Here is a 24597-nt window from a genome sequence, read left to right on the forward strand (position 1 = left end):
GGCCCGAGACGAAGGCGAGGTGGGCCATGTTCAGCCCGACCGAGGAGCAACAGGCGTTACGCGACGGAATCGGACCGTTCTGCGAGACGATCAACGAAGGGCACATCGAGCGCGACGGAAGGGCCGAGTTCGACCACGACGCGTGGAAACTGCTGCGGAGCTCGGGCATCCTCGGCCTGCCGTTCGGCGAACAGTGGGGCGGGCTCGGGCAGGACCTGGTCACCACCATGTTCGTGCTGGAGGGGTTCGGTCACGACTGCCGTGACGGTGGCCTGATCTTCTCCACGACCACGCACGTGGTCTCGACCGGGGTGCCGCTGTCCCGTTTCGGGTCGGCGGCGCTCAAGGACCGCTATCTGCCCGCCATCTGCGACGGCTCGCTGATCGGGTCACACGCGATCAGCGAGCCGGGCAGCGGATCGGACGCGCTCGCCATGCGCACCACCGCGGGCAAGGTCGACGGCGGCTGGATCCTGTCCGGCAGCAAGACGTTCATCAGCAACGCGCCCGTCGCCGACCTGATGGTCGTCTACGCCCGCAGCGACGCGAACGCCGGGCCGCTCGGCATCACGGCCTTCCTGGTCGACACGTCGACGCCGGGGTTCTCGGTCGGGCGGCCGATCCCGAAGATGGGCCTGAAGACCTCCCCCATGGCCGAGGTCTTCCTGGACGACTGTTTCGTGCCGGACGACCACGTGATCGGTTCCCGCGGCATGGGTTTCCTGGTACTCGACCACGTGATGAAGTGGGAGATCCTCTGCTCGTTCATCGTGAACGTGGGCGAGATGGCACACCGCGTCGAGCGGTGCGTGGACTACGCCAAGCAACGGCACCAGTTCGGCAGGCCGATCGGCGCGAACCAGTCGGTGGCCAACCGGATCGTCGACATGCTGGTGGCGACCGAGACCGCGCGCAAGTGGCTCTACGACACCGCCGACAAGCTCCAGCGCGGCGAGACCATCACGACCGACCTCGCGATCAGCAAGCTGGTCGCCAGCGAAGCCAACCTGTCCACCGCACTGGCGGCGGTCAACGTGTTCGGCGGCAACGGTTACATGGCCGAGTACGGCCTGGAGAAGGACGTGCGCAACGCGGTCGGCGGCACCATCTACTCGGGCACGTCCGACATCCAGCGCAGCCGCATCGCCGCCATGCTCACCCTGCCAACGAGCTGATCCCGAGCCGATCCGAGAGGACCCGATCGTGTCCGAAGACCTGCGACACCTGTGTGCGCCGACCGAGTTCATGGACTACGAGAACCCCGTGGTCAGGGACTTCGTCGCGAAGACCCTCGACGACACCGACCGCGATCCCGTCGCGAAGGCGGTGAAACTCTACTACGCCGTGCGCGACGGCCTGCGCTACGAGGTGTACGGCAACGACCTGTCCAACGCCGGGATGAAGGCGAGCGCCATCATCGAGCGCGGCTTCGGCTTCTGCATCCAGAAGTCGCTGACCTACGCCGCCTGCCTGCGGTCGGTGGGCGTCCCCAGCCGCGTCGTGTACGGCGACGTCCGCAACCACCTCGCGTCGCCGCGGTTGCGGGAGCTCGTCGGCGGCGACCTGTTCCGCTTCCACAGCCTCACCCAGGTGTACCTGAACGGCCGGTGGCTCAAGGCGACGCCGGTGTTCAACAAGACGCTGTGCATGCTGTACCGGATCACGCCGCAGGACTTCGACGGCACCGCCGACGCCGTCTACCACCCGTTCGACGAACAAGGGCGGCAGCACATGGAGTTCCTGCGCTGGCACGGCGAGTTCGACGACTTCCCGTACGACCTCGTGATCGGCGCGTTCCGGACCCATCACCCGAAGCTGGTCGCGGCGAACCTGGTGACCGCGAGCGGTTCCCTCGAGGACGAGGCCGCCGACCAGCGCGCTCTGCTCGCAACCGGAGGTGTCAAGTGACCGAACAGATCCGCTACCTGCTGCCCCCGTCGGAGCTGCCGCGCACCTGGTACAACATCGCCGCCGACCTGCCGCCGATGGCACCCGCGCTCAACGCGAGGACGGGCAAGCCCATCACGCCAGAGGACATGATGCGGACCACCGCACCCGGTCTGGTGGAGCAGGAGTTCAGCCGCGAGCGCGAGATCGAGATCCCGGAGGAGGTGCGCCAGTTCTACGCGCAGTGGCGGCCGACACCGATGTTCCGCGCCCGCAGGCTGGAACAGGAGCTGGGCACCCCCGCCCACATCTACTACAAGTACGAGGGTGACGCGCCGACCGGCAGCTTCAAGCCGAACAGCGCGGTGCCGCAGGTGTACTACAACAAGCTGGCCGGCCGCAGCATGGTGGTCGCCGACACCGGCGCCGGGCAGTGGGGCGCGGCGATCGCGTTCGCCGCGTCGCTGTTCGGCATGAAGGCGAAGGTGTTCCAGGTCCGGGTGTCGGCGGAGCAGAAGCCGCACCGCAAGACCATGATGGAGACCTTCGGCGCCGAGTGCACCCCCAGCCCCAGCACGGAGACCGCGCCGGGCCGGGCCACGCTCGCCGAGTTCCCCGACCACCCGGGCAGCCTCGCGGTCGCGAAGTCGGAGGCGCTGCAGGTGGTGTTCGACTCCACCGACGCCGGCTACACCCGCGGCAGCGCCGCCAACCACGTCTGCCTGCACCAGACGGTGATCGGGCAGGAGGCGAAGCGGCAGCTGGAACTGCTCGACGACTACCCGGACGTGGTGATCGGGTGCGCGGGCGGGGGCAGCAACCTCGCCGGGCTCGCGTTCCCGTTCCTCGGCGAGAAGCTGGGCGGCGGCCGGGACGTGCGGCTGATCGCGGTCGAGCCCGCGGCCTGCCCGACGCTGACCCGCGGCCGGATCGCCTACGACCACTCCGACTCGGGCGGGATGACGCCGCTGCAGCGGATGCACACCCTGGGCAACGGGTTCGTGCCGCCGCCCGTGCACGCGGGCGGGCTCCGCGCGCACAGCATCGCGCCGCTGATCAGCTGGGTCACCGAGCTGGGGTACATGGAGGCGATCGCCGAGTCGCAGAAGCGCGCGTTCGAGGCAGGCGTGTTCTTCCTGCGGACCGAGGGCGTGCTCGCCGCGCCGGAGGCCACGCACGCGATCCGGACCGCCATCGACGAGGCGGTGCGCTGCCGCGAGACCGGCGAGCAGAAGACCATCCTGTTCGGGCTCACCGGGCACGGCAACTTCGACCTGTCCGCCTACCAGCGGTTCGCCGCGGGCACGTTGCCCGACGACTCGGTCAGCGAAGAGGCGCTCGCCGTCGGCCTGGCCAGCATCCCCACCGTTCCCGGAGAGCAGTCATGACCTCGATGTCCCGCACCAACCTGGTGCAGTTCCTGTTGCTGGGCACCATCTGGGGCACCAGTTACACGTTCATCAAGGCCGCGCTGGAGGGGTTGTCCCCGACGCAGCTGGTGCTGGCCCGGCTCGGGCTCGGTCTGGTGTTCCTGATCGCGATCCTGATGCTGTGGTCGATCGGCCTGCCGAAGATGGGCAGGGTGTGGGGTCACCTCGCGGTGGCGTCCGCGCTGGGCATGGTGATCCCGTTCCTGTTGCTGGGGTACGGCGAGCAACGCACGAGTGCCGCCATGGCGGGCATGCTGATCGCGGTGCTGCCGCTCGCGACACTGGCCGCGGTGACGTTGTTCCTGCCGACCGAGAAGGTGAGCAGGCGCAAGCTGTACGGGTTCCTGATCGGGTTCGCCGGGGTGGCGTTGATCGTGGCGCCGTGGCAGGGCGATCCCGGTGAGCTGACCGGTCAGCTGGCGGTGATCGGTGCCGCGTGCAGCTACGCGGCGCAGACCGTCTACATCCGCAAGTTCCTGGTGCCGCACGGCCTGTCGCCGGTCGCGCAGGCCGCCGGGCAGGTGATCATGGCGCTGGTGCTGCAGACGGTCACGCTGCCCGCGTTCGGCTGGTCGACGCCGTCGTTCTCCTGGCCGGTGGTCGTGAGCGTGCTGCTGCTCGGCGTGTTCGGCACGGGCGCGGCGTACGTGCTGTACTTCCGGCTCATCACCGACCTCGGCGCGGCGACCGCGTCGTCGGTGAACTACCTGGTGCCGGTGGTCGGCGCGGTCGCGAGCACCACGCTGCTCGGCGACAGCATCACGTGGAACATGCTCACCGGCGTGCTCACGGTGATGGCCGGGCTGGCGATCGCGGAAGGCCGCCTGTCCCGCCCGAAGCCCGCGCCCGCCCCGGCGCCGGTCGAGAAGGCGGCGTGTGCCGATGGCTGAGACGACGTGGCGGCCCGCCGCCGGGTGGCGGGCCAGGCTCGGCATCCTGGTGATCGACAAGGACACCGTGCCGGAGGTGGAGTTCCAGGCGATGGCGCCGGACGGGGTCACCGTGCACACGGCCCGGTTCGCGAGCCCGAGGCAGAGCGGGTCGGGCAGCTACGGCGACGATCCGGCGCGCACGGTGGTCGAGTCCCCGGACATCGCGACCGGGCTCGACTACCTCGGCCGCATCGGCCTCGACGCCATCACGCTGTGCTTCGTGACCGGCAGCTTCTTCGGTGGCCTCGGGTTCGACGACGACTTCGCCGCCAAGGCGGCCGAGAAGGCGCACGGCTGCCAGGTCACCACCGCGGCCGGTGCGATCCGGGCGGCGCTCACGGCGACCGGGACACGGCGGCCGTTCCTGGTGGCACCACCGTGGTTCAACGACCTCATCGCCACGCACGCGCTGCGCTACTTCGGCGACGCGGGTTTCGCACCGTCGGGGCTGGTCCGCTACGACCTCGGCACGGCGTGGCGGGACCGGGAACCGTGGCAGGTGTGGGACGCCAACGGCCAGCAGGAGGTCCGCACCGACGAGCTGTACCGGCAGGTGCGGGCCCTCGTCCCGGCCGACGCCGACGGGATCGCGGTGCTGGGCAACGGGCTGCTGGCCGCCGACGCGGTGGCACCGCTGGAGGCGGACCTCGGGATGCCGGTGGTGACGTCCAACCAGGCGGCGCTGTGGCACTGCCTGCGTGCCAGTGGCGTGTCCGCGGGCGCGACCGGGTACGGCAGACTGTTCGACCTGCCACTGGCGACGGAGAGCGTGCGGGTATGAACGAGTACACGGTCACCGTGTTCGGGGCGACCGGCAAGACCGGCAGGCACGTCGCCCGCTACGCCGCCGAGCGCGGCTGGCGGGTACGTGCCGCCGGCCGCCGCCCGTCCGCGGGTCACGGTTCCGGCGAGTTCGAACCGTTCGACTGGGACGACGAGCGGACGTGGACGACCGCGTCCCGGGGCAGCGACGCGGCGTACGTGCTGATCCCGTTCAACCACGCGGGCGCACCGGAACGCACCCCGGCACTGCTGGAGGCGGTCGCGGCGGCCGGTGTGGCCCGGATCGTGCTGCTGTCCAGCCTGGACGTCACGGAGGCCGAACCGGACAGCCCGCTACGGCTGGCCGAGTCCACACTGGACGGACTGGGGGCGGCGACCGCTGCCCTGCGCCCGACCTGGTTTCTGGACAACTTCACGCACGGCTCGTTCTCGGGCATGGTCGACGCGGGCGAGCTGCGCCTGCCCGCGGGCGAGGGCCGCATCCCGTTCGTCGACGCCCGCGACGTGGCGGCGGTCGGCGTCGCGGCCATGGCGCCCGACGGCCCGACCGGCCCGCTGCCGATCACCGGCCCGGCGGCGCTGACCCACCACGACGTGGCGGCGGCGCTCACCGCGGCGGGCCGCCCGGTCCGCTACACGCCGGTGTCCGCGGCGGAGTTCGTGGACCTGATGACCGGTCGCGGCTTCTCGGCCGACTACGGCGCCTTCCTCGCCGCGGCACTGGACCGCGTGGCCACCGGCGAACTGGTCATCCCGGTCACGGACACCGTGCTCCGCGAAACCGGCCACCCGGCCCGCACCGCCGAGGACTTCGCTCAGGACAACACACCTTGACGGCGTCGCCTCACGCGGCCAGATGGGTACGCTCCCGGATCTGCTCCGCCAACGACCGCGTCCTCTCCAGCCACCCCGACGACCGCAGTTCCGTGAACAGCTCCCGGGCGGCGTCCACGTGCGAGGCCGCGACGGCGACGTCACCCCGGTGCAGCGCGATCTGCCCCAGCGTGTGGTGAGCCTTGGCCGCCACCATCCGCTCACGCACCCGCTCGGCGAGGTCGAGCGCGTGCGTGAGCGTGGTCGTCGCGCTGTCCAGCCTGCCCTCACGCCTGCGCAGCACCCCCAACGCGTACAACGCGTGCGTCTCACCGATCTTGTCGCTCGCGTCGCGGACGATGCGCAGCACCGAGTGCAGCGCGTCCCGAGCGAGGTCGAACTCGCCCGCGGTCAGGTACAGCTCCGCGAGGGTGTGGGTGGTCTGCGCCTCGGTGCGCCTGCACCGTTCCCGCCTGCAGATGGCGAGCGCGGCCTCCAGCAGTGACCTCGCCCGGTCCAGGTCGCCCTCGTCCAGCCAGTGGCGCGCGGTGTTGCGGAGGATGTGCGCCTCGCCGATGTGGTCGCCGACCGCGCGCATCGTCGCGAGCGCCACCTCGTACTTGGTCATCATCGCGTCGGGCCTGCCGCGCAGGCCGTCCACGTGCGCCGCGTTGCGCAGCGCGAGCGCGCCGCCGTGTTCGTTGCCGGTCTCCGCGAACGCGTCGACCGCCTCGGCGAACCGCAGGTCGGCCTCGGCCAGCCGGGACTGGAACATGCACCACGTGCCCATCGAGTACCGCATCGCACCGACCCCGTCCCGGTCGCCCGCGCCTTCGGCGGCGTCGTGCGCGACCTGGGTGACCGCCTTCCAGTCGTCGAAGTGGCCCTTGGCCTCGAAGAGGGTGACGCAGGTGAGCGCCAGGTCCCAGCACTGCGCGACGAACCCGGTGCGTGCGGCCTGCCGCACGGCGGCGACGAGCGCGGTGCGTTCGGAGTCCCACCAGGCGAGCACGTCGCCGCCGACGTAGTCCTCGGGTTCGGCGCCGGGCGGCCGCCAGCGCGGCGCCGGGCTGTGCACGATCGTGTAGTCGCCGCCGTACTCCTTGCGGTGCGCGGCGTCCACGAGCGCGAGCCAGCCGCCGAACATCCTGGTGAGCGCGGCGTCGCGGTCACCCCGCGGCACGGCTTCGACCAGCAGCTCCCGTGCGTACACGCGGACGAGGTCGTGCAGCCGGTAGCGGATCCGCCCGGTCTGCGGGTACTCGACGACGTCGAGCAGACACGCGTCGACGAGGCTGTCCATGACGTCCTCGGCGTGCGCGAGCCGGGTGTCCAGCAGCGCGGCCGCGGTCCACGCCTGCAGTTCCTGCGTGTCGACGAGCCCGAGCAGCTCGAACAGCCTGCGCGCGTCGTCGCTGAGCGTCTCGCAGGTCAGCGCGATGCTGGAGCGCAGCGTCCAGCTGCGGTGGGACAGCTCGTCGAGTCTGCGGCCCTCGTCGCGCAGCCGGTCGACGAGCCCGCCGATCCGCCAGTTCGGCCGGGACGCGAGCCGGGCGCCGCCGATGCGCAGTGCGAGCGGCAACCCTTCGCACAACCGGATCAGCTCCTCGGCGTCGTCCTCCTCGGCACGTACCCGCTGGTCGCCGACGATCCGGTTCAGCAGCGCGAGGGCGGTCGTCGTGTCGAGCGGGCCGAGGTCGACGTGGTGGGCGCCGGGGAGGCTGCCGAGGCGGACCCGGCTCGCGATGATCACCGCGCAGCCCTGGCTGCCGGGGAGCAGCGGCAGTACCTGCTCCTCGGCGCGCACGTCGTCGAGCACCACGAGCACCCGTCTGCCCGCGAGCATGCTGCGGTACAGCGCGGCGCGTTCGGCGAGCGTGGGGGGCACGGCCCGCCCCGCGACGCCGAGCGCGCGGAGGAACCGGGCGAGCAGGCCGGCGGCGTCGTCGTCCTCCTCGCACAGCTCGGCGTAGAGCTGTCCGTCGGGGAAGTGGTCCGCCAGCTCGTGCGACACCCGGATCGCGAGGCTCGACTTGCCGACCCCGCCCCGCCCGGAGATCGCGACGACGGGCACCGCGAACCCGGCCGCCTCGGTCATGACGCGCACGATCTCGGCGGCCTCGTCCTGCCGTCCGGTGAAGTCCGCGACGGTGGCCGGCATCTGCTTCGGCACGGGATCGCAGGACTCGGTCTCCGGTGGGCGGCCACCGCCCGGCCGCTCGCCGTTCAACGCCGGGTCGCGGTTGAGGATCGCGCGTTCCAGCTCACGCAGCTCGTTCCCGGGTTCGACCCCGATCTCGTCGATGAGGATCGTGCGGGCGTCCCGGTAGGCGGTGAGCGCGTCCGCCGGGCGACCGGACCGGTACAGCGCGATCATCAGGAGTTCGTGGAGGCGTTCGCGCAGCGGGTGCTCGCTGACGAGCGCACGCAGCTCCGGCACCAGCTGCTGGTGCTGGCCGAGCTGGAGGTCGAGACGCACCCGCTCCTCGACGACGGCGAGCCGCTGCTCGTCGAGCGCGGTGGCGCCGCGGCACACCACGTCGCTGTCGATCCCGTCGAACGCCGGCCCCCGCCACAACGCGAGCGCCGACCGCAGCTTGCCGACCGCGTCGGTGAGGCGCCCGTCGCCGGTGTCGGCCTTCGCGGCTGCCACCAGCTCGGCGAACTCCAGCACGTCGACGTGCTCGGCGCCGAGTTCGAGCCGGTAGCCGGGCGCCACCGTGCGGATCGCGTCGAGATGCCCGGCCTGCGCGAACATCTTGCGCAGGCCGGAGATGCACACCTGCACCTGGCCACGCGCCGTGCCGGGCGGTTCGTCCCCCCACACGGCAGTGATGATCATGTCCATCGAGGTGACCCGCCCGGCGTTCAACCCGAGCACGGCCAGCACCGTCCGCTGCCGCGGTCCGCCGGTGTCCCAGGCTCGGCCGCCGGCCGCGAACTCGACAGGTCCGAGTAACCTCAGTGTCAGCCTCAGTGTCAACGCGCCCACCCCAGTATTCGACTGAGTTGTCCAGTGTCAGCGCGAAATCATGACCATCGCTCGATTCTGGGTCGCCCAGCGTCCGCCGGGCCCCGGTGACGTCGCGTCAGCGGGTCAGGATCCACCCCTTATCCGTTCGATCACGGCCGACGTGGAGCGGTCCGGGAGGTAGCTCAGGATGCGGACCTCGCCGCCGTACTCCTCCACCGCGGGCGTCTCCGGCAGCAGTTCCGGGCGGTGGTCGCCGCCCTTGGCGTAGATGTCCGGGCGCAGCCTCGACAGCAGGGCGACCGGGGTGTCCTCGTCGAAGACCGTCAGATGGTCCACACAGGACAGACCGGCCAGCACGGCGGCGCGGTCGGCAACGCCGTTCACCGGGCGGTCGGGGCCTTTCACCCGGGCGACGCTCTCGTCCGAGTTGATCGCCACGATCAGCACGTCGCCCAGCCGTTTCGCCTCGTTGAGGTGGGCGACGTGGCCCCGGTGGAGCACGTCGAAGCAGCCGTTGGCGAACACGATCCGCCTGCCGGCCACCCGGTGCTCCGCGACCAGCTCGGCGAGGCGCCCGTGGTCGGCGACCATGCCGTGACCGCCCAGCCGTTCCGCCAGGTCCGCGGTTGTGCACACCGCCGTCTCCGGGCGGTGCACGACCACGTCCGCCGCCGCCTGGGCCAGCTCGACCGCCACCACCGCCGGCAGGCCACCGCACCGCGCGACCGTCAGCGCCGCGCAGAACGTGTCGCCCGCGCCCGCGGTGTGGTTGTCCGGCACGGGACGCGCCCACGTGCGGTGCACCGGCCGGGCGCCGTCCAGCAGCACGGCGCCGTCCCGGTCCAGGGTCACCACGACGGCGTGCGCGCCGGTGCGGGTGGCGAGCGTGCCGCGGTGTTCGTCCAGGAACCGCAGCGCCTCCCCCTGCGGGATCGGCCTGCCGAGCACCGCGGCCGCCTCCTCCGCGTTCGGGGTGACGAGGTCGGGGCGCAGCCGCGCCCAGCGGGCCGGGTCGTGCGCGTCCACCACCACCAGCGGCGGGCGTGTCCCCCGCACCGCGTCGAGCACCCGTCCGCTCAGCAGACCGGTGCCGTAGTCGCAGATCACGACCGCGTCCCACTCCTCGTCCAGGCCGGGCACCCCGGCGAGCGGCGCCTGTTCGCGGTCCCCGTCGTCGAGGCGCACCAGCACCTGCTCCCCCGCCACCACGCGTCGCTTCGCCGGGGTGCGCCGGTCGTGCTTCACCGCGACCGACGACGTGTCCACGCCCGCCTTCGCCAGCGCGGCGAGGAGTTCCGTGCCGCTGTCGTCGGCGCCGACGGCCGACACCACCCGCACCCGCGCGCCCAGCGCGGCCAGGTTCACCGCCGTGTTCGCCGCGCCGCCGGGTGCCGTGGTGCGCGTGTCGACGGCGACGACCGGGGCGGGCGCCTCGCGGCACAGGCGTTCCGCGTTGCCGGTCAGCCACTCGTCGAGGATGACGTCGCCGACGACGAGCACCCTCGGGCGGGCGGCGGCCAGGCGCGCGGGCACGTCCGGGGTCAGTTCCGGCAGCTCGTGGTCGTCCGCGTACGTCGTGTCCACTGTGGTCAGATCGGTCATGGCAGGGCGACCTCCCTGGTCATGCGCAACGCCGCGGCGGCGACGTGCCACGGGTCGAGGTCTAGGCATTCCTGGTGGTACGGGCACTGGAACTGCCTGCACGGCGCGCACGGCACCGCGTTGCCGAGCACCTCGGCGGCCGGTGTCGTCCTCGGCGGCATCTCGGTGCGGGCCTCGGTGCCCGCGTAGGTGACGACCACCGGCACCCGCGCCGCGTCGGCCAGGTGCAGGCAACCGGAGTTGTTGCACACCACCACGTCCGCGCCGCCGATCACCCCGGCCAGCTCCGGCACGGTGACGTCGCCGAGCGGGGTCACGCCCGCGTGTGCGGCGCCCGCGACGACCGCCGCGACGAGCGGTGCCTCCTGCGGCGCACCGGTCACGAGCACCGCGAGTCCCGCGTCGGCGAGCCGTCGCGCCACGGCCGCGAACCGGTCGGCCGGGTACCGCTTGCTCGGGCAGGAACCGCCCGGCGCGAGCACCGCGTACGGCCCCTCCCGGTCGGTCGGTGGGATCACCAGCTCCAGCTCGGGTCCGGCGGACGGCACCTCCAGCGCGGCGAGCAGGTGCAGGCAGCGGTCGACCTGGTGGGTGCCGACCGGCGGCGGGGTGACCCAGTGGGTCGCGACCGCGCCGCCGAACTCCGTGGAGTGCACGGCACGCAGCCCGATCCCGGCGAGCATGCCGACGTGCGCGGCGGGCCACGGCGACTGGCTGTGCGAGGTGAACACCAGCATCGCGTCGTAGTTCCCGGCGCGGACCCGGTCGACCAGCTCCGCCTCCGCCGCCGCCAGCTCGGCCGCGCGGCGCGGGGTGCCCGCCTGCTGCCAGCTCGGCGACACCGTCAGCACGTCGGTGACCGCCGGGATCAGCGGCGCCACCCGCGCACCGGCCGGGGACGCGAGGAGGTCGATCCGCACGTGCGGCGCCGCCGTCCGCAGCGCGCGCAGGGCGGGCGTGGTCATCACGACGTCGCCGAGGTTGTCGGCGCGGACGACGAGCACCCGCTCGACCGCCTGCCAGTCCGGCGGGCGGCCGAGGTCGGCGGCCGGGTGCTTCACGCGGTACCGCCCGGCGCGGTCAGGTGCACGAGCTTGGTGGCGGTCATCTCGTCGAGCAGCTCGGGGCCGTAGCCGAACCCGCTGCCGCTCACACCGCGGGGTTCCGCAGCACCGCCGGGTGCGCCGCCGAACACCGCGTTGACCTTCACCGTGCCCGCGGGCAGCGTGCGGTAGGCCTCGTGCGCGTGTGCCATGTCGGCCGTGAGGACGGTCGCCGCGAGGCCGTACCGCCCATGCGCCGCCTCGGCAAGACCGGTCGCGAAGTCCGGCACCACCATCACGGGTGCGACCGGCCCGAACGTCTCCTCGGCCATCACGGTCATCTGCGGCGTGCAACCCGCGAGCACGGTCGCCGGGTAGTGCGCGCCGGGACCGTCCGGGATCGTGGCGCCGGTCAACGCCTCCGCGCCCCCGGCGAGCGCCTGACGGACCTGCTCGTGCACCCTGTCGCGGTGCTCGGTGTCGACGAGCGGCTGGCCGTCGAACCGGCGGGCCTGCGCGGCCAGCGCGTCGAGGAAGTCCTCGCTGACACGCTGGTGCACGTAGATCCGTTCGACGGACACGCAGATCTGGCCCGCGTTCGCGAACGACCCGAGCGCCGCCTGGCCGGCCGCCCACACCGGGTCGACGTCGCCGTCGACGAGCAGCGGGTCGTTGCCACCGTTCTCCAGCAACGCCTTCGCGCCGGTGCGTGCGCAGGCCATGGCGACGCGTCTGCCGGTGGTGACACCGCCGACGTGCGCGACCACGTCGACGTCCTGGCGGCCGGCGAGCAGCTCGCCGACGGCGCCGCCGCCGATGAGCGTCTGCAGCACGCCGTCGGGGAACGCGGTGCGCAGCAGCGCGCCTAGGCGCTCACCGGTGTGCGGGCAGCGTTCGCTCGGCTTGTGGACCACGCAGTTGCCGGTCACGAGCGCGGCCCCGAGGAGCCCGCACGCGACCGCGACGGGGTCGTTCCACGGCGTCAGCGCGACCACGACCCCGCGTGGTTCCGGCACCATCAGGTCGGTCGCCGACCACGACCCGTGCAGGGACTTCCCCCGGTGCAGCGGACCGAGCTCGGCATATTGCTCCAAAGTGGACGCTCCAGCGTCGACGGAGGCCATCGCGTCGTCGCGGGGCTTGCCGGTCTCGTGTTCCAGGATCTCGGCGAGTTCCGCGGCGCCCTCCCGCAGCGCGGCCGCCGCGACTCGCACGGCGGCGCCACGTGCCGCGGCCTGTGTGTGCCGCCAGACGGGAAAGGTCCTGCGGGCGAGCGCCATGGCGTCGAAGATCTCGGCCTCTGTCGCCGCCGGGACGCTGCCGACGGGGCGGCCGGTCGCCGGGTCACTGATCGAGATGATGTCGTTCCGGGCGGTGAGCACGGCTCTTCCTCCTCACGGCCAGGACGGTTCGGACTCGTGGCAGACGACCAGTTCCCGCACCTCGCAGCCGGGCGGTTGGCGCAGCACGTGCACGATGTTCGCGGCCACGTGCTCGGGCGGGTTGAGCTTGTCCCGGTCCGGCGGCAGGTACTGCTCGGCGCGGCCGTCGAAGAACGCGGTGCGCATGCCACCGGGCACGAGGAGCGTCACGCCGACGCGCCCGGCCAGCTCCACCGCGAGGGCCCTGGTGAACCCGACGACGCCGAACTTGGCGGCGCAGTATGCGGTCGCGTCCCCGGCGGGACGCAGGCCGAGCGTCGACGCGACCGTCACGACCCGGCCCCTCGCGCGCTCCAGGTACGGCACAGCGGCACGCACGACCGCGGCCGTGCCCATGAGGTTCACCCGCACCACGCGTTCCCAGTCCGATGTGGACACCTCGGTGACGGGCCCGCAGCTGTCGATGCCCGCTGCGGTGACCACGCCGGACAGGCCGTGCTCGTCGGCGAGCGACCGCACGGCCTCCTCGGTCGCGGCGCTGTCGGACACGTCGGTGAGGCGGAAGTCCGTGGCGGGCCCGGTGGGTGACTGCTTGTCCAGCACGACGGCCGGGGTGCCCGCCTCGTGCAACGCGGCGACGACCGCGGCGCCGAGGCCGCTCGACCCGCCCGAGACGAGCACGGGCGGTTTGTCCTGAGTAGACACGTGGTTCTCCTTGGCGGTCAGCCGGTTTCGCTCAGCATGCGCGCGAGCCGGGTGGTCGAGCGGCCGTCGTGGTAGGGCACCACGACGACCTCGCCGCCCCAGCCGCGCACCAACTCGGTCTCCGGCAGGGTTTCGGGGGTGTAGTCGCCGCCCTTCACCCACACGTCGGGGCGCAGTTCGGCGAGCACGCGCTCCGGGCTGGTCTCGGCGAACACCACGACGTGGTCGACGCAGCCGAGCGCGCGCAGTACCTCGGCCCGGTCGGCCTCGCCGTTCAGCGGCCTGCCCGGGCCCTTGAGCGCGCGCACGGAGTCGTCGGAGTTCATGCACACCACCAGGCAGTCGCCCATGGCGCGGGCGGCGGACAACGTGCGGATGTGCCCGGCGTGCAACAGGTCGAAACAGCCGCCGGTGGCGACGACCGTGCCGCCCCGCGCGCGGATCTGGTCGGCCAGGTGACACGCGGCGGCGACGTCGTCGTCCGGTGTCCCGTCCGGGAACGACCCGCCGGTGATCTCGGCGGCGCCGCCGTCGGCGACGAACCTGGCCGCGGCGGCGACGGCCTGCTCGACCGCGGCGGGCACGGTCTCGTGCCGCATCAGCGCGGCGGTCACCGCGACCGCGAACCGGTCACCGGCGCCGCACGGGTCCGCGACGGCCACGGGCGGGGCCGGGACCAGCCTGGTCCGTTCCTCCCCGCCGCCAACCCCGCCGCCAACCCCGCCGTCGACATCGCCGTCGACCCAGGCCAGGAGCGCGCCGCGCCCGCCCAGCGTCACGGCCACCGCGCCCGCCCGCCACCGGGCCCGCAGCATCGTCGCGGCGGCCTCGGCTTCTGTTACGCCGTCACCGGACTGCCCGGACATGCGCCGCGCCTCGTCGAGGTTGGGGGTGGCGAGGGTGACGCCCCGTACCGGCGACGCGCCCTTCGGGTGCGGGTCCCACACCACGGGCACGCGGCCCGCGAGTTCGGTGAGCACGTTCCGCAGCACCGCGTCCTCGGTGAGGCCACGGCCGTAGTCGGAGACGAGGACCGCGTCGGCGGAGCGCAGCGCGGCCAGCATCTCGGCGGTGACCGTGGGGGTGCCCGCGCGGGTGCGGTCGATCCGGGCGAGGGTGTGCCCGGCGGCACGCACCCGGGTCTTCACCGGCGTCGGCGTGTTCGCGGGGCCCGCGACCACCGGCACCCGGCCGAGCTGGGTGCGCAGGACCTCGGCCTCGTCGTCGTCCGCGAGCGCGGTGACGAGCGTGACCGGTTCACCGGCCCGTGCGGCGAGCAGCGCGGCGAGCCCGGCACCGCCGGGACGCGGTCTGCGCGTGTCCTCGTCGACCACCAACGCTGGTGCGTCCGGGCAGACCCGGCCCACGGAGCCGACCAGGTCGACGTCCAGGAGGCAGTCGCCGACGATCACGAGGCTCATGACGCCCTCCTCGTCGTGGTCGCGGGCACGGTGGTCGCGCGCACGGCGGCCTCGAACGCGGCGCACACGAGGTGCACCGACATCAGGTGCGCCTCCTGCACGGTGGCGGTGCAGCCGGGCACGGCCAGCACGTCGTCGGCGCGTTCGGACAGCGGGTTGGGTGCCGGGCCGGTCATCGCGAGCACGGTCGCGCCCTGGTCACGGCCCGTGTCGGCGGCACGCAGCAGGTTCTCGCTGCGGCCGCTGGTGGACAGGAGCACGAGCACGTCGCCGGGTCGCGCGTGGGCCTGCACCTGCCTCGCGAACACGTCCGCGTACCCGTAGTCGTTGCCGATCGCGGTCAGGCTGGAGGTGTCGGCGTGCAGTGCGATCGCGGAGAACGCGGGCCGGTCCTCCTCGAACCGGCCGACCAGCTCCGCGGTCAGGTGCTGAGCCTCGGCGGCGGAGCCGCCGTTGCCCGCGGCGAGCAGCCGGCAGCCCGCACCCAGCCGCTCCGCGAGCAGCTCGCCCCAGCGCGTGACACGGGGGGTCTCGGCACGCAGCACCCCGACGACGCGCTCGACCTCGGCGAGGCGGTCGGTGAACCTCGCGAACGTCATCGCGCGGCGCTCCCCACGACCGTGATCGCGCCGGTCTGCGCGAGCTCGGCGCACCGCTGGTACTCCCGCACGCACTCCTCCGCGATCCGCCGCCACGGGTACCGCGACTCGGCCCGGTCGCGTCCGGCGCCGCCGAGGAACGACCGCCGGATCGGGTCGGCCAGCATCGTCCGCAGCGCGGTCGCCAGTGCGGCGGGCCTGCGCGGCGGCACCAGCTCTCCGGTCACGTGCTCCACGACGGTGTCCGTCAGCCCGCCGACCCGGGTCGCGACCACCGGCACCCCGCACGCCATCGCCTCGAGCGGCACGATGCCGAACGGCTCGTACCACGGCACGCACGCCACCACGTCCGCGGAGCGCAGCAGTCCGGGCATGCGGTCCCTCGGCACCTGACCGGTGAACCGGACCCGGTCGGCGACCCGCGTCTTCTCGGCCAGCGCGCGCAGCCTGCGCACCTCCGGGTCGAAAGCGAGCCGGGCGTGCTCGGGGCCGCCGACGATCACCAGCTCGGTGTCCGGGACGCCGGGCAGCGCCGCGATCAGGTCGGCGAACCCCTTGCGCGGCACCAACCTGCCGACGCTGACCACGCGGAAGGGCAGCGCCTTGTCCTCGGCCGGGCCCTCCGCGGTGAACTGTGCGCAGTCCACGCCGCACGGCACGATCGAGACGTTGGTCCTCGGCACGCCCATCCTGGCCAGTTCCGTGACCTCGTCGCCGCAGGTCGCGACGATCCCGGCGGCGGTGCGGCCGATCATCCGCTCGATGCCGATCCGCTGGTCGGGGCTGGTGTCCGCCGTGCCCTGGTGGCGGCGCTTCACGGTGCCGAGCGCGTGGTAGGTGTGCAGCACCGGGATGCCGTGCGCACGCGCGGCGACGACCGCGACCAGTCCGGACATCCAGAAGTGCGAGTGCACGACCTCCGGCCGGTCGGTCCGCCACGCCCGCTCCACGAAGCGGGTGAACTCACCCATGTGCGGGAGCAGTTCGTCCTTGGGCAGTGGCCGCACGGGCCCGGCGGGCACGTGCACCACCCGGTAGCCCTGCGGGGTGATCCGGTCGGCGGACTGGACCGGGTCGTCCCGCCTCGTGTAGACGGTGACGTCGTGCCCCGCGGCGGCGAGCGCGGCGGACAGTTCGGCGACGTGCAGGTTCTGGCCACCCGCGTCGACCTCGCCGAGCGCGGCGAGTGGGTTCGCGTGTTCGGAGATCATTGCTATGCGCATCTGGCTGTCCCCTCGGGATCGAACGGATGGCTCAGCGCGGCACCTGGGGGCTCAAGTGGGCTGACTGTCGTAGTTCGTCGACGGCGTGGACCACGTCCTCGGCCGTCACGGTGGTCAGGCAGGGGTGGCCGGGTAACGGGCACTCGCGGGCCCTGGTGCCCCGGCAGGCAGCGCTCTGGTCGCCGAGCAGCGCGGTCGGCACCCGGTAGGGCGCCCAGCGCACGGCGGGCACGACCGGTGCGAACAGGGACACGACCGGCGTGCCGACGGCGGCGGCGAGGTGCGCGGGGCCGGTGTTGCCGACGATCACGGCGTCGGCGCCCGCGAGTACGCCGGACAGCTCCGCGAAGCCGGTGGCGCCGCCCAGGTCGACGCCGGTGTCCCCGGCGACCTCGGCGGTGAGGTCCTTCTCGCCCGGGCTGCCGGTGACCAGCACGCGGTGGCCGCGCGCGGTGAGTGCCTCGACGGCCTCGGCGCAGCGGTGCGCGGGCCAGCGGCGGGCGGGCACGGTGGCGCCGGGGTGCAGGACGAGGTACGGGCCGGCGCCGGTCACGTGCGACACGTCCGGGGGCGTGCGGACCCGCAACGCGCCGTCGTCGCCGGCGGGCAGGTGGTGCCCCGCCGCGTGGGCCACGGCGAGCGCGCGTTCTGGTTCGGGGGCGTCGTCGGTGAAGTCCCGGCCCGGGCGCAGGCGGACGTCGAGCAGCGTGCCCGGGTAGTCGGCGGAGATGGCGGCGATGTGGGGCACCCCGGCCATCCGCAGCACCAGCGCCAGCGGCAGGGCGGACTGGTGTGCCGAGGTCAGGACCAGCGCCTGGTCGTAGCACTCGGCGCTGAGGCGGTCGACGAGTTCGTGGATCTGCGCGGGCCGGACCGGGTCGGGGTGGGCCGCGATCCACGGGCACGACCACACGATGGTGCGGTCCACCCCGGGGAGCAGGGCGGCGGCCTGCTCCCCGGCCGGTCCGCACAGGAGCGTCACCTCGGCCCGCGCGGCCACCGCGCGGATCGCCGGGCCCGCCAGCAGCACGTCACCGTCGCTGTCCAGCCGTGCCACCAGGACCTTGTTCACGCCCGCACCCCCAGCAGCAGGTCGACCGCGAAGTACGCCGCGGTGACCAGGTCCGGGGCCACGAGCGGGGCGTTGTCGATCTCCGCCCGCCGGGTCACGGGGGTGGGCACGAGGATCGGGATCGCGCCCGCCGAGGCGCCGGCGTCGACGTCGGCGCCGATGTCGCCGATCAGCACCGTCGAGCGGGGCCGGGCACCCAGTGCCCGGCACGCGTCGTGCACCATGCCCGGCGCGGGCTTGCGGCAGCCGCACCCGTCGTCCGGGCCGTGCGGGCAGTACCGCATGTCGTCGAAGGGGCCCAGCAGCTCGGCCAGCCTGGCGTTCACCAGCCGCACCTGGCCCTCCGTGAGCCTGCCCCGGGCCACGCCGGACTGGTTCGTCACGACACCGAGCCGGATTCCCCTGTCCCGCAACAGTTTCACCGCCGCGTGCGCGCCGGGTCGCGGGCGGACGAGGGCGGGGTTCCCGTTGTAGGGCACGTCCTCGACCAGCGTGCCGTCCCGGTCGAACAGCACCGCCATGACCTCGGCTGACGGCTTCACGTCGAAGGGCTTGCCGGGCACGGTGCAGGTAAACCAGGCGGTGACAACTACTACTCAGCGTGACTGGCCTGCGTGCGGGAACCGTTGGGGTGCATGAGGATTGAGCGGAGGACGGGTGGGTAGTCCGGCGGCGAACACGTCTGTCCGGGAGGGCGCTGTGAACTGTGAGTCGATTCGGGAACTGGTGTCCGTCCACGGCCCGTTCGTGTCGGTATACCTCCCGTCCGATGTCGTCGAGTGGAACGTGCTCCGGCACTGCCTGTCCGTGCAGGACGCGGATCCGGCGGTGCTGGCCGCCCTCGACGACGCCCTGGGTCGCGGGACGGCCGCCGGTCGCGGGCTCATCGCCACCCGCGACGGCGTGCTCGTCGACATGTCGCCCGCGTGGACACCGCATGCGGCCGTGGCGCGGGTGTCCGACCTGCCCTATCTGCTCCCGCTGGTGCCCCGGCACGCCGTCCGGGCGCCGGAGGCGTCGCTGGTCGCCGCCGGGCGGGCCCGCGAGGACGCGGTGAGCGGGTCCGGGGACCGGACCGTGTTCGACCAGTTCATGTTCGAGTCCGCGCGGCCGGAAGGCCCCGTGGTGCAGGGAGTCGGGCGGTGCGCCGCCGCGCTGCGGGCGGGCAACGCCGACGCGCTCGTGATCGTCGAGGGCGCGTTGCGCGATCGCGCGGTGTGGGTCGGTGGCACACACCGTGACCAGGTCGCCGAGGAGGAGGCCGACCTGCGTGCGCTGGGCATGCCCGTCGACCACCAGCGCGCCGACGAGGCCCTGCCCATGGCGGCGCTGGTCGTCGGCGCCGACGTGCTGGTCGCGCCCGAGGACCTTCCGCTGACCGACGGCGTGGGTGTGCTGTTGCGGCACCCGTGAACGGCCAGTCGGCCCGGCCCGTCGGCCCGGCGTCACCAGGCCGACGGGCTGCTCGTCAGGGGCTCAGCGCGGGTTCCGACACGTCGAACCGCAGTTCGTCGTCGGTGACGTCCACCCGCACCCGTGCGCCCGCGGTGAGGGAGCCGTCGAGCATCATGCGGGACAGGGTGTTGTCCACCTCGCGCTGGATGGTGCGGCGCATGGGGCGGGCACCGAACTCCGGCTGGTGACCGCGCCCGCTCAACCACGCCACCGCCGCGGGCGTGACCTCCAGCGCGATGTCCTGCGCGTGCGCGCGCCGCTTCGTCTGCTCCAGCATGATCTCCGTGATCTGGCGCAGCTGGTCCTCCTCCAGCCTGCGGAAGACGATGATCTCGTCGATGCGGTTGAGGAACTCCGGGCGGAACGAGTCCCGCAGCACGCGCATCAGCCGTTCCCGCAGGCTCCGTTCCGTGTCGGTCTCGTCGACCGGCGCGAACCCCAGGGCCCCCTGCGTGCCCGCGGTGATCAGGTCCGACCCCAGGTTGCTCGTCATGACCAGGACGGTGTTGGTGAAGTCGACCGTGCGGCCGTGCCCGTCGGTCAGGCGGCCGTCGTCGAGAACCTGCAGCAGGATATTGAACACCTCGGGGTGGGCCTTCTCGATCTCGTCCAGCAGGACCACCGAGTACGGCCTGCGCCGCACCGCCTCGGTCAGCTGGCCCGCCTCCTCGTAGCCGACGTAGCCGGGCGGCGCGCCCACGAGCCTGCTGATGGTGTGCCGCTCGCCGTACTCGCTCATGTCGAGCCTGATCAGGTGGTTCTCGTCGCCGAACAGGGCTTCCGCCAGCGTGCGGGCCAGTTCGGTCTTGCCGACGCCGGTCGGGCCGAGGAACAGGAAGCTGCCCGACGGGCGGTTCGGTTCGGCCATGCCGGTCCTGGACCGCCGCACAGCCTCGGCGACCGCCTGGACGGCCTCGTCCTGGCCGATCACCCTGCGGTGCAGGTGCTCGTCGAGGGCCAGCAGGCGTTCCCGCTCGTGCTCGGTCAGCTGCCGGACCGGGATGCCGGTCAGGCCGGACACCACGTCCGCGATGTCCTCGACGTCCACCTCGGCCACGTCCTGGGGCCTGCCGTCGTCGCGGATGCGTGCCAGCTCCTCCCGGGCCGACGTCAGCTCGTCGCGCAGCGCGGACGCGCGCTCGTAGTCCTCCGCGCCGACGGCCTCGTCCTTCTCCCTGGTCAGGCGCTCCAGGCGGTCCTGGAGAGCGCGGGCCCCGGTGGCGCCGCGCCGCTGCCGCAGGCTGACCCTGGCGCCCGCCTGGTCCAGCAGGTCGATGGCCTTGTCGGGCAGGAACCGGTCGGTGACGTACCGGTCCGCGAGGGTCGCGGCCGCGTCGAGTGCCGCGTCGGTGAAGCGGACCTGGTGGTGCGCCTCGTAGCGGTCCCGCAGGCCGCACAGGATGGCGATCGTGTCGGCCACGGTGGGTTCCGGGACGAGGATCGGCTGGAAACGGCGTTCCAGCGCCGGGTCCTTCTCGATGTTGGTGCGGTACTCGTCGAGGGTGGTCGCGCCGACGATGTTGAGCTCCCCCTTGGCCAGCGCGGGTTTCAGGATGTCGCCCGCGCCCGTCGAGCCCTCGGCGGCGCCCGCGCCAACCACGGTGTGCAGTTCGTCGACGAACACGACCAGTTCGCTGCTGTGCGCGCGGATCTCGGTGAGCAGCTTGGTCATCCGCTCCTCGAAGTCGCCCCGGTAGCGCGTCCCGGCCACCATCGCGTTGAGGTCCAGCTGCACCACGCGCCTGCCCACCAGCTGCTCCGGCACGTCGTCGTCGGCGATCCGCTGCGCGAGGCCCTCGACGATCGCCGTCTTGCCGACACCAGCCTCACCGATCAGGACCGGGTTGTTCTTGCGGCGACGGGACAGGACCTCGACCGTCTGTTCGATTTCACGGTCGCGGCCGACAACCGGGTCGAGCTGGCCCGCCTTCGCCAGGTCGGTGAGGTCACGGCCGAACTGGTCGAGGGTTTCCGTCCCCGACCGCGGCTGCGGCACGGCGCCCTGGCGGCCGCGCTCGGCCAGGGTCTCCGGCGTCACCCGTGCCTCCGCGAGCAGGCGGCCGGCACCGGAGTCGGGGTTGGCGGTGAGCGCCAGCAGCAGGTGCTCGGGGCCGATGTAGGAGGCACCGAGGCCGCGGGAGATCCGGTGGGCGTCCAGCAGGCTGCGTTTGGCGGCCGGGGCGAGCCGGACCGGCCCGTCCCTCGGCTCGCCGGCCTGGGAGTCGCGTTCGATCCTGGCCGCCAGGTCGTCCGGGTGGGCGCCCGCGCCCTCGACCGACGCCCGCAGCGCCGGGTGCTGCAGCGCCGCCCACAGCAGTTGCTCGGTGTCGAGGTCCGTGCGTCCCCACCGGGCCGTCTGGCCCGCGGCCATCGCGAGCACCTCGCGTGCCTGGTCGCTGAGGAAGCGGATGATGTCGATCGGACGGGACCGACCGCCCGCCGGGCCGCCGAAGAACTGGGCGAGGAAGTCGTCGAAGGGGCTGCCGCCGAAGCCGCCTGGCCCGTAGAAGCCGGTCATGGTCACCTTCCCTGTCGGCGATCGAAACTCCGTCCGAAGGACTTTCCACACTGGCCGGTCACAAACACGCGCGCAGGCGGTGCCGGTTGTCATCCGATCGCGCGAAACTCGCCACACACAGTGAATTTCCCTGGAATTCCGCACTGGTACGACTGGAGAACCGGCCACGGCCAGCGCGTTCCCGGCCACCACCGCCCCACGAGCCCGATTCCAGCATTTCGCCCCGCGATCAGCGTGGTTAGTTTCGCCGTGTCGCCTCGGCTCATCACCGGCGGCCGGTGGTCGCGCTCACTTCCCAGGAGGGGCAACATGATCGGGTTCAGCGCCACCCCCAGCACGCAGATCGACGAACTGCGGGCGCAGGGCCCGGCGGTCGCCGTCGAGTTCCCGGAGGGTTTCCGCGCCTGGGTCGTCACCCGCGGCGAGGTGGTGAAGCACCTGCTGCTGCACCCGGGCGTGTCGCGCAACCCCAAGAAGAACGTGCCCGGCTACGAGCCCGGCGAGGTGAAGTGGCTGTCGCCGTGGGTGGACGTCGAGTCGATGTCCACGGCGGTCGCCAACGACGTGGCCGCGCTGCCCGTGCTGCTGCGCCACCGCGCCGCGAAGGCCGCCTGACCAGTGGACCTGGTGACCCGCACCCGCCGGTTGCTCGAGTCGGCGAAGTACCTGTCGCTGGCGACCGTGTCGACCGAGGAACAGCCGTGGTCGGCGGTGCTGCAGTACGCGTGGCTCGCCGACCCGCTGCGGTTCCTGTTCGGGTCGGCGGTGCGGTCCCGGCACAGCACCGACGTCAGCACCCGGCCGCAGGTCGCGGGTTCGCTGTTCGTGGCGGGCGGGGACCTGCTCGCCGTCGACGGGGCACAGTTCTCTGGCACGTGCCGGGAGCTGTCCCCTGCCGAGGTGGCCGAACACCACGCGACGTTCTACGACGCCGTGCTGCCGGACGCGCGTGACCGTGCCGAGTGGACGTTGCCGGTGTCGCTGCTCGTGCCACCCGCACCGCACCGGGTGTACGTCGTCGAGGTGGAGCAGTGGTGGCTCGTCGACACGAGCACGTGGGTGGAGGACCGCATCGACAGACGGGTCGAGGTACCGCTGGCAGACCTGGCCGACTTGTAGCTGGGCCGCCGTCACGCGACCCCATCAGCACCCGCAACGCACCGAAGGGGTCCTTCAGTGCGTCGGCGCGTTCAGGCGGCGGCGGACTCGGGCCAGGTCCTCCTCCGGCAGCGCGTCCGCCACCAGCAGGCGGGGCAGCAGCTCCGGTTCGGCGGTCAGCGCGCGGAACGCCAGCGCGACCGTCACGTCGTGCTCCGGCCGGGACTCCACCGTGAGCACGTCCCCCGGGCTGATCTCGCCGGGTTCGAGCACGCGCAGGTAGGCACCCGGCTCGGCGGCCGCCGTGAACGTCTTGATCCACCCGCGGTCGGCCATCCACCCCTGGAACGTGCCGCACGGGATCCGGGGGCAGGACACCTCCAGCAGCACCTCCGCGCCGATCCGCCAGCGTTCGCCGATCAGCGCGGCGTCCACGTCGATGCCGAGCGTGGTCAGGTTCTCCCCGAACCCCCCGTCCGCCAACGGTTTGCCGAGGCGCGCGGCCCAGCGGTCGAGGGCCTCACGGGCGTAGGCGTACACCGCCTGGTCGTCGCCGCCGTGGTGCTCGATGTCGTAGACGCGGTCGCCGGCCAGGCCGACCGCGCCGGTGCCCTTCGGCCCCGGGGCGCGCACCGCGACCGGGCCGGGCACCGGGCGTTTGTCGATGCCGGTGGTACCCGTCGGCTTCCACGGGTTCGCGCGCGGCACACCGACGTTCACGGACAGGACGAGGGACATGTCGCCGAGACTAGGCGATCCCTTCCGCGAGAGCATCCCAAAAAGCGGTCTCCAGCCCGGCGACGATCCGGGCGGTGCGGACGGCCTCGTCGGGGTCCTCGCCGTTCGCCAGACCGGCGGCCAGGACCTCGCCCGCCTGGTCCAGCAGCTCCCCCGGGGTCTCCGCGAAGAACAGGAAGTGGCCGACGGCCTTCTCCGACATGCCGTAACGACCGCGCAGCGCGGCCGCCACCCGGGCGTACGTGTCCCCGGAGTCGTCCACGTTGGCCAGCAGCGCCAACGCCATCGCGCCACTGGACCCGTGCACGGCCACCTGTGTCAGGTACGCGGGATAGGCCTGCGCGAGCGGCAGCGGCTCGTACGCCGCCAGCTCCGCCGCGCTCATGCCGACCGCCGACGTGAAGTCCCCCAGCAGACGCAAAGCCTCCGCCTCGCCCTGGGCGAGCGTCAGGAACAGGTCGCCCGCCGGCGGGGCCGGGAAGCGTGACGCGAGCAGTGCCTGGCTGCGCTGGTCGCTCGTGACCAGCCGGGTCAGCTCCGCGGCCAGCCACCGCAACCGCTCCTCCGGCACCGTGCCCGCCTCGAGGAGGTCGACGAACCGGTTCCCGGTCGCCTGCTTGGCGATCTCGGTCTTCGCGCGCGTCACGATGTCGCCCATACGGGTATATGAGCACCGGATATCAGGGGGCGTCCAGGCGCGCGAGTCAGGTGCGAGTTCATTACCAGCGCAGTGCAAGGAGTTCTTGTCAGGGTCAAGAGGAATCCCGTACAACCGGTTTCATACCCATACCCCCATGGGGTACCATCAGCCCAACGCGAAGCAGCCACGAAAGACATCCCAGGAGCTTGAATGTCAAGCCGCAACCGAGTTGACGTGATGCGACCAGGCGGTTGTTTCGTCGTAGCGGGTGCCGGTTTTGAG

General features: G+C 72.8%; 22 protein-coding genes. 9 read left to right on the forward strand and 13 right to left on the reverse strand.

Going from position 1 to position 24597, the window contains the following annotated elements; genetic code table 11:
• Window positions 1-26: 26 nt before the first annotated feature.
• Genes ACIBVP_RS27755 through ACIBVP_RS27780 form a run of 6 tightly spaced genes read left to right on the forward strand, consistent with a single transcriptional unit; the run spans window position 27 to window position 5866 of the window.
• A complete protein-coding gene (locus tag ACIBVP_RS27755; RefSeq protein ID WP_396109284.1) occupies window positions 27-1175 on the forward strand; it encodes an acyl-CoA dehydrogenase family protein in 1149 nt (382 codons plus the stop codon).
• Between the two features lie 28 nt (window positions 1176-1203).
• Window positions 1204-1908 (forward strand): transglutaminase family protein, encoded by a 705-nt coding sequence (locus ACIBVP_RS27760; protein ID WP_396109285.1) that lies wholly within the window; start codon window positions 1204-1206, stop codon window positions 1906-1908.
• Window positions 1905-3275, forward strand: a complete 1371-nt coding sequence (locus ACIBVP_RS27765; RefSeq protein ID WP_396109286.1) for a TrpB-like pyridoxal phosphate-dependent enzyme — start codon at window positions 1905-1907, stop codon at window positions 3273-3275. Before ACIBVP_RS27760 ends, ACIBVP_RS27765 begins: the two co-directional genes overlap by 4 nt.
• Entirely contained in the window at window positions 3272-4207 is a 936-nt protein-coding gene (locus ACIBVP_RS27770) for a DMT family transporter (protein ID WP_396109287.1), read from the forward strand. Before ACIBVP_RS27765 ends, ACIBVP_RS27770 begins: the two co-directional genes overlap by 4 nt.
• Window positions 4200-5030, forward strand: a complete 831-nt coding sequence (locus ACIBVP_RS27775; protein ID WP_396109288.1) for a hypothetical protein — start codon at window positions 4200-4202, stop codon at window positions 5028-5030. The genes ACIBVP_RS27770 and ACIBVP_RS27775 overlap by 8 nt, the downstream gene beginning before the upstream one ends.
• Window positions 5027-5866, forward strand: coding sequence for an NAD(P)H-binding protein (locus ACIBVP_RS27780; RefSeq protein ID WP_396109289.1), 840 nt, complete (start codon window positions 5027-5029; stop codon window positions 5864-5866). Before ACIBVP_RS27775 ends, ACIBVP_RS27780 begins: the two co-directional genes overlap by 4 nt.
• A 10-nt stretch (window positions 5867-5876) precedes the next feature.
• On the opposite strand, the gene ACIBVP_RS27785 is transcribed toward ACIBVP_RS27780, so the two are convergent.
• The 10 genes from ACIBVP_RS27785 to ACIBVP_RS27830 form a co-directional block, all read right to left on the reverse strand.
• Complete coding sequence (locus ACIBVP_RS27785; RefSeq protein ID WP_396109290.1) at window positions 5877-8828, reverse strand: BTAD domain-containing putative transcriptional regulator; 2952 nt, start codon at window positions 8826-8828, stop codon at window positions 5877-5879.
• Between the two features lie 114 nt (window positions 8829-8942).
• Window positions 8943-10421 (reverse strand): D-glycero-beta-D-manno-heptose 1-phosphate adenylyltransferase, encoded by a 1479-nt coding sequence (rfaE2, locus tag ACIBVP_RS27790; protein WP_396109291.1) that lies wholly within the window; start codon window positions 10419-10421, stop codon window positions 8943-8945.
• The gene (locus ACIBVP_RS27795; protein ID WP_396109292.1) at window positions 10418-11482 is read right to left on the reverse strand and encodes a glycosyltransferase family 9 protein; all 1065 of its coding nucleotides are present in this window, start codon (window positions 11480-11482) and stop codon (window positions 10418-10420) included. The genes rfaE2 (ACIBVP_RS27790) and ACIBVP_RS27795 overlap by 4 nt, the downstream gene beginning before the upstream one ends.
• Window positions 11479-12846 (reverse strand): aldehyde dehydrogenase family protein, encoded by a 1368-nt coding sequence (locus tag ACIBVP_RS27800; RefSeq protein WP_396109293.1) that lies wholly within the window; start codon window positions 12844-12846, stop codon window positions 11479-11481. The genes ACIBVP_RS27795 and ACIBVP_RS27800 overlap by 4 nt, the downstream gene beginning before the upstream one ends.
• Before the next feature lie 12 nt (window positions 12847-12858).
• Window positions 12859-13551 (reverse strand): SDR family oxidoreductase, encoded by a 693-nt coding sequence (locus ACIBVP_RS27805; RefSeq protein WP_396109294.1) that lies wholly within the window; start codon window positions 13549-13551, stop codon window positions 12859-12861.
• Between the two features lie 17 nt (window positions 13552-13568).
• Window positions 13569-14972 carry a D-glycero-beta-D-manno-heptose 1-phosphate adenylyltransferase gene (rfaE2, locus tag ACIBVP_RS27810; protein WP_396109295.1) on the reverse strand — a complete coding sequence of 468 codons (1404 nt, stop codon included), beginning with the start codon at window positions 14970-14972 and terminating at the stop codon, window positions 13569-13571.
• Complete coding sequence (locus ACIBVP_RS27815) at window positions 14969-15571, reverse strand: SIS domain-containing protein (protein ID WP_396109296.1); 603 nt, start codon at window positions 15569-15571, stop codon at window positions 14969-14971. Before ACIBVP_RS27815 ends, rfaE2 (ACIBVP_RS27810) begins: the two co-directional genes overlap by 4 nt.
• On the reverse strand, window positions 15568-16794 hold the full coding sequence (locus ACIBVP_RS27820; protein ID WP_396109297.1) for a glycosyltransferase: 1227 nt from the start codon (window positions 16792-16794) through the stop codon (window positions 15568-15570). Before ACIBVP_RS27820 ends, ACIBVP_RS27815 begins: the two co-directional genes overlap by 4 nt.
• A gap of 31 nt (window positions 16795-16825) precedes the next feature.
• Window positions 16826-17866 (reverse strand): glycosyltransferase family 9 protein, encoded by a 1041-nt coding sequence (locus ACIBVP_RS27825; protein WP_396109298.1) that lies wholly within the window; start codon window positions 17864-17866, stop codon window positions 16826-16828.
• On the reverse strand, window positions 17863-18429 hold the full coding sequence (locus ACIBVP_RS27830; protein ID WP_396109299.1) for a D-glycero-alpha-D-manno-heptose-1,7-bisphosphate 7-phosphatase: 567 nt from the start codon (window positions 18427-18429) through the stop codon (window positions 17863-17865). Before ACIBVP_RS27830 ends, ACIBVP_RS27825 begins: the two co-directional genes overlap by 4 nt.
• A gap of 136 nt (window positions 18430-18565) precedes the next feature.
• Here ACIBVP_RS27830 and ACIBVP_RS27835 point away from each other — a divergent pair, with 136 nt between their 5' ends.
• Window positions 18566-19279 carry a hypothetical protein gene (locus tag ACIBVP_RS27835; RefSeq protein ID WP_396109300.1) on the forward strand — a complete coding sequence of 238 codons (714 nt, stop codon included), beginning with the start codon at window positions 18566-18568 and terminating at the stop codon, window positions 19277-19279.
• 55 nt (window positions 19280-19334) lie between these two features.
• On the opposite strand, the gene ACIBVP_RS27840 is transcribed toward ACIBVP_RS27835, so the two are convergent.
• On the reverse strand, window positions 19335-21839 hold the full coding sequence (locus ACIBVP_RS27840) for an ATP-dependent Clp protease ATP-binding subunit (protein ID WP_396109301.1): 2505 nt from the start codon (window positions 21837-21839) through the stop codon (window positions 19335-19337).
• A gap of 309 nt (window positions 21840-22148) precedes the next feature.
• Here ACIBVP_RS27840 and ACIBVP_RS27845 point away from each other — a divergent pair, with 309 nt between their 5' ends.
• Together ACIBVP_RS27845 and ACIBVP_RS27850 are read left to right on the forward strand one after the other, a co-directional pair.
• Entirely contained in the window at window positions 22149-22454 is a 306-nt protein-coding gene (locus ACIBVP_RS27845; RefSeq protein ID WP_396109302.1) for a hypothetical protein, read from the forward strand.
• 3 nt (window positions 22455-22457) lie between these two features.
• On the forward strand, window positions 22458-22958 hold the full coding sequence (locus tag ACIBVP_RS27850) for a pyridoxamine 5'-phosphate oxidase family protein (protein WP_396109303.1): 501 nt from the start codon (window positions 22458-22460) through the stop codon (window positions 22956-22958).
• Between the two features lie 54 nt (window positions 22959-23012).
• Here ACIBVP_RS27850 and ACIBVP_RS27855 read toward each other — a convergent pair whose 3' ends face one another.
• Together ACIBVP_RS27855 and ACIBVP_RS27860 are read right to left on the reverse strand one after the other, a co-directional pair.
• Complete coding sequence (locus ACIBVP_RS27855; protein ID WP_396109304.1) at window positions 23013-23675, reverse strand: MOSC domain-containing protein; 663 nt, start codon at window positions 23673-23675, stop codon at window positions 23013-23015.
• Window positions 23676-23685: 10 nt separating this feature from the next.
• On the reverse strand, window positions 23686-24333 hold the full coding sequence (locus tag ACIBVP_RS27860) for a hypothetical protein (RefSeq protein WP_396109305.1): 648 nt from the start codon (window positions 24331-24333) through the stop codon (window positions 23686-23688).
• Window positions 24334-24597 lie beyond the last annotated feature (264 nt).

It is taken from the genome of Actinophytocola sp. NPDC049390 (assembly GCF_044466355.1).
Taxonomy (GTDB): Bacteria; Actinomycetota; Actinomycetes; order Mycobacteriales; family Pseudonocardiaceae; genus Actinophytocola.

Coding starts and splice junctions, on each gene's coding strand:
- ACIBVP_RS27755 (WP_396109284.1), top strand. CDS start 27: ATGTTCAGCCCGACCGAGGAGCAACAGGCGTTACGCGACGGAATCGGA.
- ACIBVP_RS27770 (WP_396109287.1), top strand. CDS start 3,272: ATGACCTCGATGTCCCGCACCAACCTGGTGCAGTTCCTGTTGCTGGGC.
- ACIBVP_RS27775 (WP_396109288.1), top strand. CDS start 4,200: ATGGCTGAGACGACGTGGCGGCCCGCCGCCGGGTGGCGGGCCAGGCTC.
- ACIBVP_RS27780 (WP_396109289.1), top strand. CDS start 5,027: ATGAACGAGTACACGGTCACCGTGTTCGGGGCGACCGGCAAGACCGGC.
- rfaE2 (WP_396109291.1), bottom strand. CDS start 10,421: ATGACCGATCTGACCACAGTGGACACGACGTACGCGGACGACCACGAG.
- rfaE2 (WP_396109295.1), bottom strand. CDS start 14,972: ATGAGCCTCGTGATCGTCGGCGACTGCCTCCTGGACGTCGACCTGGTC.
- ACIBVP_RS27815 (WP_396109296.1), bottom strand. CDS start 15,571: ATGACGTTCGCGAGGTTCACCGACCGCCTCGCCGAGGTCGAGCGCGTC.
- ACIBVP_RS27820 (WP_396109297.1), bottom strand. CDS start 16,794: ATGCGCATAGCAATGATCTCCGAACACGCGAACCCACTCGCCGCGCTC.
- ACIBVP_RS27840 (WP_396109301.1), bottom strand. CDS start 21,839: ATGACCGGCTTCTACGGGCCAGGCGGCTTCGGCGGCAGCCCCTTCGAC.
- ACIBVP_RS27845 (WP_396109302.1), top strand. CDS start 22,149: ATGATCGGGTTCAGCGCCACCCCCAGCACGCAGATCGACGAACTGCGG.
- ACIBVP_RS27855 (WP_396109304.1), bottom strand. CDS start 23,675: ATGTCCCTCGTCCTGTCCGTGAACGTCGGTGTGCCGCGCGCGAACCCG.
- ACIBVP_RS27860 (WP_396109305.1), bottom strand. CDS start 24,333: ATGGGCGACATCGTGACGCGCGCGAAGACCGAGATCGCCAAGCAGGCG.